This is a genomic window from Nocardia asteroides (assembly GCF_900637185.1).
In the GTDB taxonomy this organism is placed as follows: Bacteria; Actinomycetota; Actinomycetes; order Mycobacteriales; family Mycobacteriaceae; genus Nocardia; species Nocardia asteroides.
The window spans coordinates 3887121-3900151 of sequence record NZ_LR134352.1; the positions used below are offsets into that span (position 1 = coordinate 3887121).

Below are 13031 nucleotides of genomic sequence, written 5' to 3' on the forward strand. Positions count from 1 at the left end.
CGACGGCACGGGCATCTTCCGAAAAATGTCCTGACCAGCGACGTTTCGATCGAGAGGCTGGGGAATTCATGACGATCCGAACCCGCACCGGCGCCGGTGTGCTCGTGCTGGCGGTCCTGGCCGGTCTCGGCACGGCGGGCTGCTCGAAGTCGGAGCGGTGGTGCGAGCGCGATCAGGGCGACGTGCTGGTGGAGAACTCCTACTGCGAACGCGGCGTCCCCGGCTACGAGTGGGAGCCCGACCACGACAAGCCGAAGAAGAAAAAGAAGCCCAAGAAGCACTGAGACGCTTGTGGCCTTGCGCCGCAGGCGATCCGAGACGCGACCGTGGCGCAAGTGATGCCGAGATCGCGCCGGGTCTATGCCCTCCGCCGGGTATCCCATCCCTGAGCATGCCGAAAGCCGTTGTGGCCGACGGAGACAGCTCATCGATCAATTCTCACAACGGCGTGAGGGGTGGGTATCATGGCCTATCGGAAGGTAATTCGTAACGTCGCAGGACACACGGCGCGAGCGCTGTCGGTGTTGCTACTGGCCGCGGGGATCGGGACAGCGATGTCACCGGGACTGACGGCGCTGGCGCAGAGTTGCGCCACGCTCGAGGTCGTCGTCGCCCGCGGTACCCACGAACCCGGGTACCTGGGTTCGGTGGTCGGCGACCCGCTCTACGCGGTCCTGAGCGCGCAGCTACCGGTCGACACCTCCGCCTACCGGGTCGAGTACCCGGCGGATCTGCTGGTTCCGTCCTCGGTGTCGGACGGCACCAGGGACATGACCACCCACCTGCTCGCGCAGGCCGCGGCCTGCCCGGATCAGCGGTTCGTCCTCGTCGGCTACTCGCAGGGCGCCGCGGTCACCCACGGGGTGCTCGGCTCGCCCGCCATGATGCTGCTCCCCGGCATGTGGGTGCTGCCGCCGGAACTGTCCTCGCGGGTCGTGAGTGTGCTGCTGTTCGGCGACCCGCTGCGGCTCGTCGGCGCCGGGGTCGCGCCGCTGTACGCCGATCGGACCGCGAACTATTGCACCGCGGGCGATCCGGTGTGCGCGGGCGGGGTGTTCCCCACCGCCCACGGCGCCTACAGCTGGGCGTTCGCGAACGCGGTCGGCCAGGTGGACTCGCGGTTGTGAGCCCACCGCCTGCCCGTCGTCCTCAGGCGACGGGCAGGACTCCGGTCAGCACCGCGCCGATCTGCGCGACGGCGCGGTCGACCGAGCCGCTGGGCTGGAACAGATGGCTCAGCGTGAGCCGGACCATCACCTCGACGAACGAGGTGAGCTCGTCGTCGGTGAGCGCGTCGAGCCGGTATCGGGCCCGCACCGTACCGGTGAGCGCGGCGACCGCGCGGCCGAGCACCGGCTCCGGATCGCTCATCAGGGCGGGCAGCAGCGCGGTGTCGCCGTCGTCGCGCGCGGAGAGCACGGCCTTGATCAGGGTGTTGTCGCCGGCGTTGCGCAGGGCGTAGTCCGCGGCGGCGGTCATCCCGGCGATCGCGTCGTCCGGATGCCGGTCCAGCGTGTCGGCGATCCCGGCGAGGTAGATCCCGAGCTCCCGCTCGATGAGCGCGTCCGCGAGCGCCTGTTTGGTGCCGATCTCCTTATAGAGGACGGGTCTGCTGACCCCGACCTCCTTGGCCACGCGCGACATGTTGACCGCGCCCCACCCCTCGGTGACGACCATCGTGCGGGCGGCATCGAGCATGCGGTCGCGCAACAGCTGACGCATCTCGGCGTGAAAGTTCGGCGATTCGGCCACTCGACCATCGTACATGTGCTATCGATTCTGCTTCATCATTAACAACTGCGCTTCAAGTGTATCCATACGGAACACAATGGGCTATGTTGTAAACGAACGCGGCACTATCTGGGCCGATGTATCGGTTGATCAGGAGAATGACAATGACGACATCTCGCATCGACGACCACGAAGGGGCGGCCGCCACCGTGCAGTGGCGCGACCCCAAGCGCTACCTGTGGCTGTTCGGCCTGGTCGCGCCCAGTGCGGCGCTGCTGGCCACCGGCTTCGTCTGGGCGTTCAACGCGCTGGGCTGGGAAGCCGTGGCGCCGGTGTGGTGGTGGCTGGGCCCGATCCTGGTGTACGTGCTGCTGCCGATCCTGGATCGCTTCTTCGGCCCCGACGGCAAGAACCCGCCGGAGGAGGTGATGGAGATGCTCGAGCACGATCGGTACTACCGGTATTGCACCTACGTCTACATCCCGTTGCAGCTGGTCAGCCTGGTGATCGCCTGCTACCTGTGGTCGGCCGACAACCTGTCCTGGCTCGGCATCGACGGCGGCCTCGGCCTGGTCTCCAAGATCGGCCTGGCCTTCACCATCGGCGCGATGGGCGGCATCGGCATCAACACCGCGCACGAACTCGGCCACAAGAAGGACGAGCTGGAACGGTGGCTGTCCAAGATCACCCTGGCCCAGACCGGGTACGGGCACTTCTACATCGAGCACAACCGCGGCCACCACGTGCGCGTGTCCACCCCGGAGGATCCGGCCAGCGCCCGCTTCGGCGAGTCGTTCTGGACGTTCCTGCCGCGCAGCGTGTGGGGCAGCCTGCTCTCGGCGTGGGAGCTCGAGCGCACCCGGCTCGAGCGACTGGGCAAGGGCCCGTTCAGCATTCACAACGACGTGCTCAACGCGTGGCTGATGACGGTGGTGCTGTGGGCGGCGCTGGTGGCGGTGTTCGGCCCGGTGATCCTGCCGTTCCTGCTGATCCAGGCCGTGTACGGCTTCTCGCTGCTGGAGACGGTGAACTACCTCGAGCACTACGGTCTGCTCCGGCAGAAGACCGCGTCGGGCCGCTACGAGCGCTGCACCCCCGAGCACAGCTGGAACTCCGACCACATCGTCACCAATATCTTCCTGTACCACCTGCAGCGCCACAGCGACCACCACGCCAACCCCACCCGTCGCTACCAGACGCTGCGGCACATGGACGGCGCGCCCGAACTGCCCAGCGGCTACGCCAGCCTGATCGGCCTGGCCTACCTGACCCCGCTGTGGCGTCGGGTGATGGATCCGCGGGTGCTCGCCCACTACGACGGCGACATCACGCGGGTGAACATCCAGCCGGCCAAGCGCGACAAGGTCCTGGCGAAGTACGGAGTCCGCTGATGGCCGCCTACACCTGTCCGGTCTGCGACTACCGCTACGACGAGACCGCGGGCGCGCCCCGCGAGGGCTTCCCGCCCGGCACGGCCTGGTCGGCGGTTCCCGACGACTGGTGCTGCCCGGACTGCGGAGTCCGCGAGAAGCTCGACTTCGCGCCGAGCGAGGAGGTGTCGCGATGAGCGACTACAAGCTGTTCCGTTGTGTGCAGTGCGGTTTCGAGTACGACGAGGCGCTGGGCTGGCCCGAGGACGGGATCGAACCCGGCACCCGCTGGGACGACATCCCCGACGACTGGTCGTGCCCGGACTGCGGCGCCGCCAAAGCCGACTTCGAGATGCTCGAGGTGAGTCGCGGATGAGCGGCCGGATCGTCGTCGTCGGCACCGGTGTCGCCGGTGCCACCGCGGCCCAGACCCTGCGGCGCGAGGGCTACCCCGGCGAGATCGTGCTCGTCGGCGCCGAACCGGACCTGCCCTACCGGCGGCCCGCGGTGTCCAAGGAGCTGCTGGCGGGCACCGCGCCGTTCGACCGGGCGCTGCTGAAACCGGTGAAGTTCTGGGCCGACAACCGGATCGACCTGCGTCCCGCCTTCGGCGTGGAAGAAATCGACACCGACCGAGGCACCGTGCGTTCGGGCACCGGTGAGGTGATCGGCTACGACAGCCTGCTGCTGGCCACCGGCGCGCGGGCCCGGACCGTGCCGACGACGTCGGACCGGGTGTTCACCCTGCGTACCCGCGCCGACATCAGCGCCCTGCGCGCCGCCGTCACCGACGGCGGGTCGCTGCTGATCGTCGGCGGCGGGCTGATCGGCTGCGAGGTCGCCGCCACCGTGCGCGGCCTGGGCGCTCGGGTGACCTTGCTCGACGCGGGTACCGCCCTGCTCGAGCGGGTGCTGCCCGCCGCGGTGTCGGACCTGGTGCGCGATCTGCACCGCGAGCACGGCGTGGTGGTCGAGAACGGCGTCGCGACAAGCGAACTCGCCGACGGCGGCGACGGGGTCGTCGCCACGGCGGCCGACGGGCGCAGCTTCTCCGCGGCGGCCGCGCTGGTCGCGGTGGGCTCGGTGCCCGACACCGCGCTGGCCGAGGCCGCGGGGATCGCGGTGAACGACGGCATCGTCGTCGACCAGCACTACCGCACCTCGGTGGCCGGTGTGTTCGCGGCGGGGGACGTCACCACCGGATTCCACCCGCTGCGTGGCGAATTCGAGCGCGGGCAGCACTGGAATTCGGCGACGACCTCCGGTGCCGCGGCCGCGATGTCGATCCTCGGTCACCCCGCCGCCGCGGCCGAGGTGCCGTGGGGCTGGACCGACCAGTACGGGGTGTCGATGCAGTTCGCCGGCTGGATCCATCCGCACGACGAGCTCAGCGTCGACGGTGACCTCGCGGCCCGCGACTTCCTCGCGCTCGCCCTGCGCGACGGACGGCCGGTCGGCGCGGTCGCCATGGGCAGACCGCGTGAGCTGCGTGCGGCTCGCGGACTGATCGCCGCGGGTGAACCCTGGCAGTCCACGGTGGCCGCGAGCTGACCCGCCGTGTCCCGATCGCGGCCGGGAACTGGCCGCGATCGGGCCTACGGTGCGGATATGGCATACGACACGCACGACACGACGATCGCCGTCACCACGCCGCTCGGGCACGTGGGCAGGCGGGTGGTGCAGCTGCTGGTGCAGGCCGGTGTCCGGCCCAGAGTGCTGATGCGCGACCCCGCCCGGCTCGACGCGGGGATGCGCGAGCTGGTGGAGGTGGTCGCCGTCGACCAGGGCGACGCGGACGCGGTGGCGCGGGCCACCCGGGGTGTGGACCGGCTGTTCTGGGTCGACCCACCGAACCTGCTCGACGGTGATCCGGTCGCCGGATACGCCCGGATGGGGGAGTCGGCCGCCCGCGCGGTGACCGAGAACAGCATCGGGGCCGTGGTCTTCCTCAGCAGCGTCGGCGCCGAGAAGCGCGGTGGCGCAGGCGAAATCGACGGACTGGCCCGGACCGAGGAACTGCTCGACGCGACCGGAACCGCGGTGACGCACCTGCGCTGCGGCTATTTCTTCACCAATCTGCTGACCCAGCGCGCGGAGATCAGGGCCGGGACGCTAGCACGCCGTGGCCGCTCGACCACGCCATGGCCTGGGTCGATCCGCGCGACATCGGTGAGGTCGCCGCGGTCCGGCTGCTCGCGGACGGCTGGACGGGCCGGACCGTGCGGGCCGTCCACGGACCCGAGGACCTCACCTTCCGGCGCGTCGCCGAGATCCTCAGCGCCGAACTCGGGCACCCGGTCACCCCGGTGCCGATCGGCGCGGACGACCTGCGTGCCCAGCTGCGGGAAGCGAGCCTGGGCGAAGTGCACATCGACGGCATCGTCGGCATGTCCGCGGGCCTGAGCGCAGGATTCGTACCCGAGAACCCGCGGTCCCCGCTCACCACGACCCCGTCGACCCTGGCCGCCTGGGCGCGTGCCCACCTGCGGTGACCACCCGGCGGGCTTGTCCCGCTGTGCCCGGCACGGCGAACGCCGTGGCCCCGGCGGTCGGCAGACCGAGCCGGAAAAGGTTGCGGCAGAACGTAATACGTGGACGGTCCGGTCGCGACGATGTCGCGACCGGACCGAACACCCGTGTGCGACGACCTACCAGTGCACGCCGGGCAGCATCCGGCTCACCCGCGCCGCCGGGCTCGGCATCACCATCAGCGGGGTGAGCACCGGGGCCAGCACGGTCAGCGCGTTGCGGCTCGGCTCGGCGGGCTCGGCGGGCACGGGCTCGGCCAGGACCGGGGCGGGCTTGCCCTGGGCCGCGGTCGATTCCCCGAACAGCCGGAACCCGGTGTGCATGATCGTGCGCTTGAGCGAGGGCAGGAACATCTCGACCGCCTGCGCGAACGTCCCCACCGGGGTGTCGATCCGGTCCGGGCGTTCGAGCAGCGCCCGCACCACGATGTCGGCGGCCCGCTCGGGATCGGGCAGCGGCAGCGCGCGGTACAGATCGGTCGGCGCGATCATCGGGGTCCGCACCAGCGGCATCCGGATCGACGTGAACGTCACACCGGCGCCACGGTTCTCGACCGCGGCGATATCGCTGAAGTTGTCCAGCGCCGACTTGCTCGCCGCGTACGCCGCGAAGCGGGGCACCTTGGTCTGCACCGCGATCGAGGAGATGTTGACGATATGGCCGAAGTGCCGCTCCCGCATCGACGGCAGCAGCGCCAGGATCAGCCGGACCGCGCCGAAGTAGTTCACCGCCATGGTGCGCTCGAAGTCGTGCATGCGGTCCACCGAGTTCGCCACCGACCGGCGGATCGACCGGCCAGCGTTGTTGACCAGGTAGTCGACATGGCCGTGCTCGGACAGCAGCTGCCGCACCAGGTCGTCCACGGCCGCAGCGTCGGTGATGTCGCACGGATAGGCGAACGCGGTGCCGCCCTCGGTGCGCACGGATTCCGCCGCGGCGGTGAGGTCTTCGACGCCGCGAGCCACCATCAGCACGGTCGCGCCGCGCCGGGCGACCGCGTGCGCGGTGGCCAGCCCGATCCCCGAGGAGGCCCCGGTGATCAGCACGATCCGGCCCGCGAGCCGGTCGGCGTCGGCGGGCGGACGGCGCCGGTGCGGGTCGAGGTTGGCGCGCCAGTAGTCCCACAGCCGCGCGGCATAGGTGTCGAAGGCGGGCACCGTCAGCCCGGGCAACTGGGCCTGGGTGGACTCGGCGACGAACTCGGCGGTGAAGCCGACGTGCGGCGCGACCTCGGCCGGAATCCCGGCCTGCTCGAACAGGAAGTCGCGCACCGCGTGCGCGCCGGGCACCAGGCCCAGGCCGGTGAGCGCGCGGGCGCTGCCGGGCACGGTGCCGATACCCGCGGGACCGCCCGCGGCCGTGGCCAGCGCGCGGTAGATCTCCCCGAACGGCTGCGGACGCGGGTTGACCAGGTGGAATGTGCGCCCGTCCAGGCCTTCGCGACGCACCAGCCGCACCATCGCCTCGGCGACGTAGTCCACCGGCACCACATTGGTCGCGCCCAGATCCGGCAGTGGCAGCGGCAGCTCGGTGGGCAGCGCCGCGAGTGCGCCGATGGCGGCGAAGAAGTAGTACGGGCCGTCGATCTTGTCCATCTCGCCGGTGCGCGAATCACCGACCACGATGGCCGGGCGGTACACCCGCGAGCGCACATCGGTGGCCTCGCGGACCAGCTTCTCCGCGGCGAACTTGGTGCGGTGATACGGCGAGGTCAGGTTCTGCCCGAGGTCGAAGTCCTCCTCGAAGAACTTGCCGCGGTGGTCGCCGGCCACCGCCACCGAGGAGACGTGGTGCAGCGTGGCGTCGAGCCTGCGCGCCAGCTCGATCACCGAGCGGGTGCCCGCCACATTGGCCGCGTGCGCGGTCTCCTCGTCGGCGGTCATGTCGTAGACCGCACCCAGGTGCAGCACGTGGTCGGCGCGCGGCGGCTCGTCGCCCAGGCCCAGACCCTCGGCGGTCAGGTCGCCGACCAGCGCGAACACCCGGTCGCCGTCGGGATACTGCGCGGTGAGCGCGGTGAACTTGGCCAGCGACTCGGCGCGCACGAGCACGTGCACGATCGCCGTGGGATCGGCCGCGAGCAACCCCCGCACGACGCGCCGACCCAGAAATCCGGTACCGCCTGTCACGATGTAGGAAACCATCGCCCCTCCTGAAAATTCTCGAAACACGGTGTGGTGCAACAGTGATCCGGCATGCGGCGGTGGATGCGGTATCAACGTCGAAGTCCAGCGACTGAACAGCTGGCGAGAAACCGGGCACATCGTCGTCCCGGCTGGCACTGACGATACTCGTCGGTAACTTGACCGGGCAAGCTGATGGCGTCCCGGTACCGTGTGGGAATTGTCACCTGTCCGCGCAGGTCAAAGGGTGTGTGTGACAGTCAATTTCAGTAACTGCGAGTTTCGGACAACTTTCCGCTACCGCCCGTCGAGGACGTCCTCGACGATGCCCGCCATCCGCGCGCGGAACACCGCGGGCGCGAACGACAGCGCGTGCTCGCGGATCTTGGCCGGATCGTAGGCCGCCCAGTCGGTGTCGTTCATCGACGCCGCCAGCGCGGCGACGACCGCGGCATCGGACCCGGCGGGCACATGGGCGCCGGTGACCCCGGGCCGCACCGTGTCGAGCGCGCCGCCCACCCCCACCGCGAGCACCGGCGCCCCACACGCCATGGCCTCGACCGGCACGATCCCGAAGTCCTCGATACCGGGCATCAGCAGTGCGCGGCAGCGCCGGTACATGTCCTGGAGCTGTTCGGCGGAGGTGGCGCCGAGGAAGGTCGTCTCCGGGCCCGCGATCGCCTCGAGCTGCGCGCGGAAGCGGCCCTCGCCGAGCACCACCAGCCGCGTGCCCGCGCGCTGGGCTGCGCGAATGGCGAGGTCGGCCCGCTTGTAGGGCACCAATCTGCCCGCGCAGAGGAAGAAGTCCTCCCGCGGCACCGCCGGATCGGGGGTGAACCGGTCCACCTGCACCGGCGGGTTCACCACCGTGGCGGGCAGTCCCCACCAGTCGGTGACGCGCTGCGCCACGGCGTGCGAGTTGGCGACGACCCGCGTCAGCCGCGGCGCGGCGCGCAGTTCCCCACGCCGGGCCAGTGCGCCGAGCGCGGCCAGGGCGAGCTGCCCGGCGCGGCCCCCGGCTTCCTGGGCGCGGAACTCGCGATCCCACGCCCAGCGGGCGGGGCTGTGCACATAGGCGACGACCGGGGCGTCGGTGGCCAGGGCCGCCTGGGTGGCGAAGGCGTGATGGCTGATCACCACGACATCGGCCGCGCGCAGCGGCAGCCGCCGCAGCACCGGCGGTACCAGCGGCAGCAGCGGCGCGTGCCGGCCGCCCAGCGCCGCGTGCGCGCGGCTCAGCCAGCTGTCGGTGACCGCGCCGACCGGCGGACGGACCCCGCCCGGCGCGACGATCGGCGCGAAAACCTCCGCGCCGGGCCAGGTTTCGACGAACTCGCCGACCACCGCCTCCGAGCCGCCGAATTCGGTGAAACGTTCGTGCACGAGGGCGATTCGGGTCATCGGGTGCTCGCTTCGATCTGTCGGGGCGCGGCGGTGCGGCGCAGGGCGGGGGCGACGGGGCGGCCGCGGAGCAGTCCGTCGACGGAGCCACGGTCGATCGCCGCACGATAGACCTGGGCGGCCGCGGCGCAGGCGTCGACGGTGTCGCGCACCGCGACGGCGTCGTGGGCGGCCGAGACGACGAAGGACTGGCCGAGGACCCCACGGTCGAGCAGTTCCTGCAGGAACAGGGTGCGAAACGCCTGGGACGCGACACCGTCGGCGTCGAGGGTGCGGAAGATCAGGCACGAGGGCCTGCCGCGCACCTGGAGATGATCGGTCAGCCCGAGCTCGGCGGCCACCGCGTTCACCCCGTCGGCGAGGTCGCGGCCCGCCTGTTCCATCCGGGCGATCGGGTCCTCAGTGCGGTAGGCGCGCACGACCGCGCGGAAGGCGGCCAGCGCCGCGGTCTCCGGGCCGTGCGTGGTGGACAGCAGGAACACCCGATCCCGGTCGCTACGCAATCCGCCGAGTTCCATGTACTCCCGCTTACCCGCCAGTGCCGAGATCGGGAAGCCGTTGCCCATGGCCTTGCCCCAGCACGACAGGTCGGGGGTCACGCCGTAGACGGCCTGCGCCCCGCCCGCCGACCAGCGGAACCCGGTGATCATCTCGTCGAACACCAGCAGGGTGCCGTGCCGGTCGCACAGGGCGCGAACGGCTTCGAGATAGCCCGGGTCCGGTTCGGCCAGGGCGGTGGCGGCCTCCAGGAACACCGCGGCGACCGTGTCGCCGGCCAGCACGGTCGCGAGCGCGTCGAGGTCGTTGTAGGGGAAGCTCACGGTGTCGACGGCGGGGATGCCCGCGGCCATCGGGGTGGTGCCGATGAACCAGTCGTCGACGGAGAAGAACGGCTGCTCGCACACCGCGATCCGGGTGCGGCCGGTGACCGCCCTGGCCAGCCGGACCGCGGCGGTGGTGGCGTCGGAGCCGTTCTTGGCGAACTTCACCATGTCGGCGCCGGGGACCAGGTCGAGGAAGTCTTCGGCGGCCGCCAGTTCGAGTTCGGTCGGACGGGAGAAGCTCATGCCGTCGGCGGCGGCGGCCAGCGCGGCCGCGACGACGGGCTCGTAGCCGTGCCCCAAGGTGACCGAGCGCAGCCCCATGCCGTACTCGACGTACTCGTTGCCGTCGGCGTCCCAGACCCGGGCGCCCTCGCCGCGCACCAGGACCGGCGCCATGTCCTCGGGGTATTGATCGGCGCCGCGGGCATAGGTGTGCGCGCCACCGGGGACGAGGTCGTGCAGGCGCGCCTGGATCGCCGTGCTGCGTTGGAAGGATCGCATCAGGGGTGTCGCTCCTGTCCGGTGGTGGTCAGTGCCCACAGTTCGTGGTCGGTCCGGACGCCGGTGGGGCCGGGGTGGTCACGCAACACGCCCTCGCACACGAAGCCCGCCGCGGCGAAGGTCGCGGCGGAAGTGGTGTCGCCGGTAGGGATTTCGGCCGCCAGGCGGCGTAGCCCGAGCGTGCCGAAGGCGTGACCGGTGACCGCGGTGAGCGCGGCGACGTGCGCCGACGTTCGGGCGTGGGCGGGGTCGGCCCAGGAGACGAGGTGGGCGGCGTGCCCCGACATTCCCGGATCCGACAGCCGGAACTCCCCGGCGTAGCGGCCGTCCACCGTCCAGGCCAGCACGAGTCCGGCCGAGGTTCCCGGGCCCGACCTGCGCAGCCACCAGCCGGGCGTATCGGCGGCCGACGGAGGAACCCCGCCCCAGCGGATCCGCGCGCGCTCGGGTTCATCGGATCGAACAACGCTGCGCACCAAGGTATTCGGGTGGCCGGGCACCGGCAACGCGACCGATCCGACGGGAGAGTGGCGGCGCAGCTGCCGACGGAGGCGCCAGGCGAGCAGGCGCACAGCCGCGATCACGAGGACGGCCGGCGGCAGGCCCACGCTGCGCCGATGCGGAGTGATGCCCGCGGGTTCGGCGGGAGTGACAGCGCAGTGGTCCGTGCTCGAGAACGCCCACAGCGCGTGGTCGCGCGGCGACCCACCGGCATCGAAGGACTGCACCATGACGGCCTCCCGGTGGAAACCCAGAGCACGGGCGAAACCGGCCGCACCCGCGTTGTCCACCGAGATCGGCGCGACGATCCGGGTGACGCCGAGCGCCGTCACGAGGTGATCGCGCAGCGCGAGCCCGATGCGCGACATCACCCGGTGACCCGCCCACCGCGACTCGATCCAGCAGGTGATCTCGACGACGCCCGCGGCCGCGTCCAGGACCTGGAAGCCCAGCTGCCCCGCCAGCTGCCCGTCGATCTCGACGACGCCCGCGTAGCCACGGCCCGCCCGCATGTCGGCCCACGCCACCAGACACTCGCGCGCCCAGCGACGGGGAGAATGGCGCTGCTCCCAGGTCAGCGGCGAGGAGCTCCAATACGGTTCGATGCAGGCACGGTCGCGGAGTCGCAGCGTATGCCAGCGCTCGGCGTCGGACAGCCGCGGCGGTCGCAACCGGACGGTGCACGCGCCCGTGTCGATCGGCCCGAGGGTCAGCCGGGCCAGGTCGACGTCGACCGGGATGCCGCCGGTCGTCGGTGTCGTCGTGCGCGACAACGGGATAACTCGCTTTCGTCGGCCACCGGGCCGGGGTAGGTGCGCTACGTGCCCGGCGTGCCGCGGCGTGACGACGACGCGGGCTCGGCCCTCGGCCAGGCCCGGGGCAGCACCGTCGTCTCGGGATCGAACGGCGCGGCGGTGGTCGGCACGGCATCCTCGGAACGGCTCCCCGAACCCGCGGGCACCGGTGCGGCCCGGGGTGGCGTGGCGGTGGCGGGTGCCACGGGTGTGGCCCGCGGAGTGGTCGTGTTCGGCGCGACGGGAGCGGCGCGGGGCGGTACCGCGGCGGCCGGTTCCGCCGGTGTCGCCCGGGACGCGGTGGCGCCCACCGGCACCGGCGCGGCCCGGGGCGGGGTCGCGGCGGCCGGTTCCACCGGTGCCTGGGCGGTGTCGTCCTTCGCTCCGGCGTCCTTGCCGCCGGACCGGCGGTCGAGTACGCCGCGGGCCAGCACCAGGCCCTCGGCGACGACGATGAGTACGGCGAGGGCGGCGAACAGGCCTTCCTGAACCGGATGCGGCGCCACCAGTTCCGACCGCGGGTTGCTGATCACGGTCAGCCGGGCCATACCGAGCACCTGGCGGAACTCGATCTCGCGGGCGACGTCGCGGGCGTCGAAACTCAGCTCGGGACGCAGCGGATCGTCGGCCAGCCGCTTGGTGAAGGTGTCCTCCACGGCACGGCGATGATCCTCGAGATCGGCGGCCGAGCGCGCGATGGCCTCGGTGCGCATCTGCGAGCCCACCCGGTCCAGCGACTGCTGGACCGCCAGCACCAAGCGCTCGGCCTGCTCGGGAGAACCCGCCTGCGCCTTGATGATCAGCAGCGACGGCGCGGGCCCGGTCATCGCCGACACCCGCGGGCGCAGATCCTGCTCCGACGGGGCCAGCCCGTTCTTCACCACATCCGAGAGCACCCGGCTCTCGGTGACCAGCACGATGTAGGGCTGGGTCAGCTCGTTGAACACCGCGCCGATGGACTGCTGCGAGATCTGCGCGGTGAGACTGGCCTCGTAGGTCCGTTCGCTCCCGTCGCGCACGAACCACACGGCGCCACCGGCCAGCGCGGCCACGACCAGCGCGATCGGCAGCACCCGGATCAGCTTGCGCAGGTGCGCGGCGATGTCGACACCGGCCGACGGCACACTCTCCTGGTGCGCGTCGCCGCTGTCGGCCGCGCCCGTCTTGCTCACACCTACCCCCAAACTCACCAACTCTGTGGTGGATGTTAGCCGGGGTTCGGGTGTGTCGCGACCGCGGCGGGTCGGGAACGGCCGA

At 71.4% G+C, this 13031-nt stretch carries 13 protein-coding genes and 1 pseudogene; 8 read left to right on the top strand and 6 right to left on the bottom strand.

Annotated elements, in window-relative coordinates:
* The first annotated feature begins 68 nt into the window (after nucleotides 1-68).
* Nucleotides 69-284 (top strand): hypothetical protein, encoded by a 216-nt coding sequence (locus tag EL493_RS18240; protein WP_019046742.1) that lies wholly within the window; start codon nucleotides 69-71, stop codon nucleotides 282-284.
* A gap of 270 nt (nucleotides 285-554) precedes the next feature.
* Nucleotides 555-1127, top strand: coding sequence for a cutinase family protein (locus tag EL493_RS18245; protein ID WP_019046743.1), 573 nt, complete (start codon nucleotides 555-557; stop codon nucleotides 1125-1127).
* Nucleotides 1128-1149: 22 nt separating this feature from the next.
* Here EL493_RS18245 and EL493_RS18250 read toward each other — a convergent pair whose 3' ends face one another.
* Nucleotides 1150-1752, bottom strand: coding sequence for a TetR/AcrR family transcriptional regulator (locus EL493_RS18250; protein ID WP_019046744.1), 603 nt, complete (start codon nucleotides 1750-1752; stop codon nucleotides 1150-1152).
* A 143-nt stretch (nucleotides 1753-1895) separates the two neighbouring features.
* Between EL493_RS18250 and EL493_RS18255 the strand changes: the two genes are divergently transcribed.
* The 6 genes and pseudogenes from EL493_RS18255 to EL493_RS33190 all read left to right on the top strand — a co-directional run bounded on the left by EL493_RS18255 (nucleotide 1896) and on the right by EL493_RS33190 (nucleotide 5593).
* Complete coding sequence (locus EL493_RS18255) at nucleotides 1896-3122, top strand: alkane 1-monooxygenase (protein ID WP_019046745.1); 1227 nt, start codon at nucleotides 1896-1898, stop codon at nucleotides 3120-3122.
* The gene (locus EL493_RS18260; protein ID WP_019046746.1) at nucleotides 3122-3298 is read left to right on the top strand and encodes a rubredoxin; all 177 of its coding nucleotides are present in this window, start codon (nucleotides 3122-3124) and stop codon (nucleotides 3296-3298) included. Before EL493_RS18255 ends, EL493_RS18260 begins: the two co-directional genes overlap by 1 nt.
* Nucleotides 3295-3477, top strand: a complete 183-nt coding sequence (locus tag EL493_RS18265; protein ID WP_019046747.1) for a rubredoxin — start codon at nucleotides 3295-3297, stop codon at nucleotides 3475-3477. Before EL493_RS18260 ends, EL493_RS18265 begins: the two co-directional genes overlap by 4 nt.
* On the top strand, nucleotides 3474-4652 hold the full coding sequence (locus EL493_RS18270; protein WP_019046748.1) for an NAD(P)/FAD-dependent oxidoreductase: 1179 nt from the start codon (nucleotides 3474-3476) through the stop codon (nucleotides 4650-4652). The genes EL493_RS18265 and EL493_RS18270 overlap by 4 nt, the downstream gene beginning before the upstream one ends.
* A 57-nt stretch (nucleotides 4653-4709) precedes the next feature.
* Nucleotides 4710-5129 (top strand): annotated as a pseudogene (locus tag EL493_RS33885) (NAD(P)H-binding protein); the annotation flags it as partial.
* 113 nt (nucleotides 5130-5242) lie between these two features.
* The gene (locus EL493_RS33190) at nucleotides 5243-5593 is read left to right on the top strand and encodes a Rossmann-fold NAD(P)-binding domain-containing protein (RefSeq protein WP_019046750.1); all 351 of its coding nucleotides are present in this window, start codon (nucleotides 5243-5245) and stop codon (nucleotides 5591-5593) included.
* Nucleotides 5594-5749: 156 nt separating this feature from the next.
* Here the strand turns inward: EL493_RS33190 and EL493_RS18280 are convergent, their stop codons facing one another.
* The 5 genes from EL493_RS18280 to EL493_RS33600 form a co-directional block, all read right to left on the bottom strand.
* Nucleotides 5750-7774 carry an SDR family oxidoreductase gene (locus EL493_RS18280; protein WP_019046751.1) on the bottom strand — a complete coding sequence of 675 codons (2025 nt, stop codon included), beginning with the start codon at nucleotides 7772-7774 and terminating at the stop codon, nucleotides 5750-5752.
* Nucleotides 7775-8050: 276 nt separating this feature from the next.
* Nucleotides 8051-9154, bottom strand: coding sequence for a glycosyltransferase (locus tag EL493_RS18285; RefSeq protein WP_019046752.1), 1104 nt, complete (start codon nucleotides 9152-9154; stop codon nucleotides 8051-8053).
* The gene (locus tag EL493_RS18290) at nucleotides 9151-10479 is read right to left on the bottom strand and encodes a glutamate-1-semialdehyde 2,1-aminomutase (protein WP_019046753.1); all 1329 of its coding nucleotides are present in this window, start codon (nucleotides 10477-10479) and stop codon (nucleotides 9151-9153) included. Before EL493_RS18290 ends, EL493_RS18285 begins: the two co-directional genes overlap by 4 nt.
* On the bottom strand, nucleotides 10479-11753 hold the full coding sequence (locus EL493_RS32410; RefSeq protein WP_019046754.1) for a GNAT family N-acetyltransferase: 1275 nt from the start codon (nucleotides 11751-11753) through the stop codon (nucleotides 10479-10481). Before EL493_RS32410 ends, EL493_RS18290 begins: the two co-directional genes overlap by 1 nt.
* A gap of 44 nt (nucleotides 11754-11797) precedes the next feature.
* Entirely contained in the window at nucleotides 11798-12946 is a 1149-nt protein-coding gene (locus EL493_RS33600) for a YveK family protein (protein WP_022566985.1), read from the bottom strand.
* Nucleotides 12947-13031: the final 85 nt, after the last annotated feature.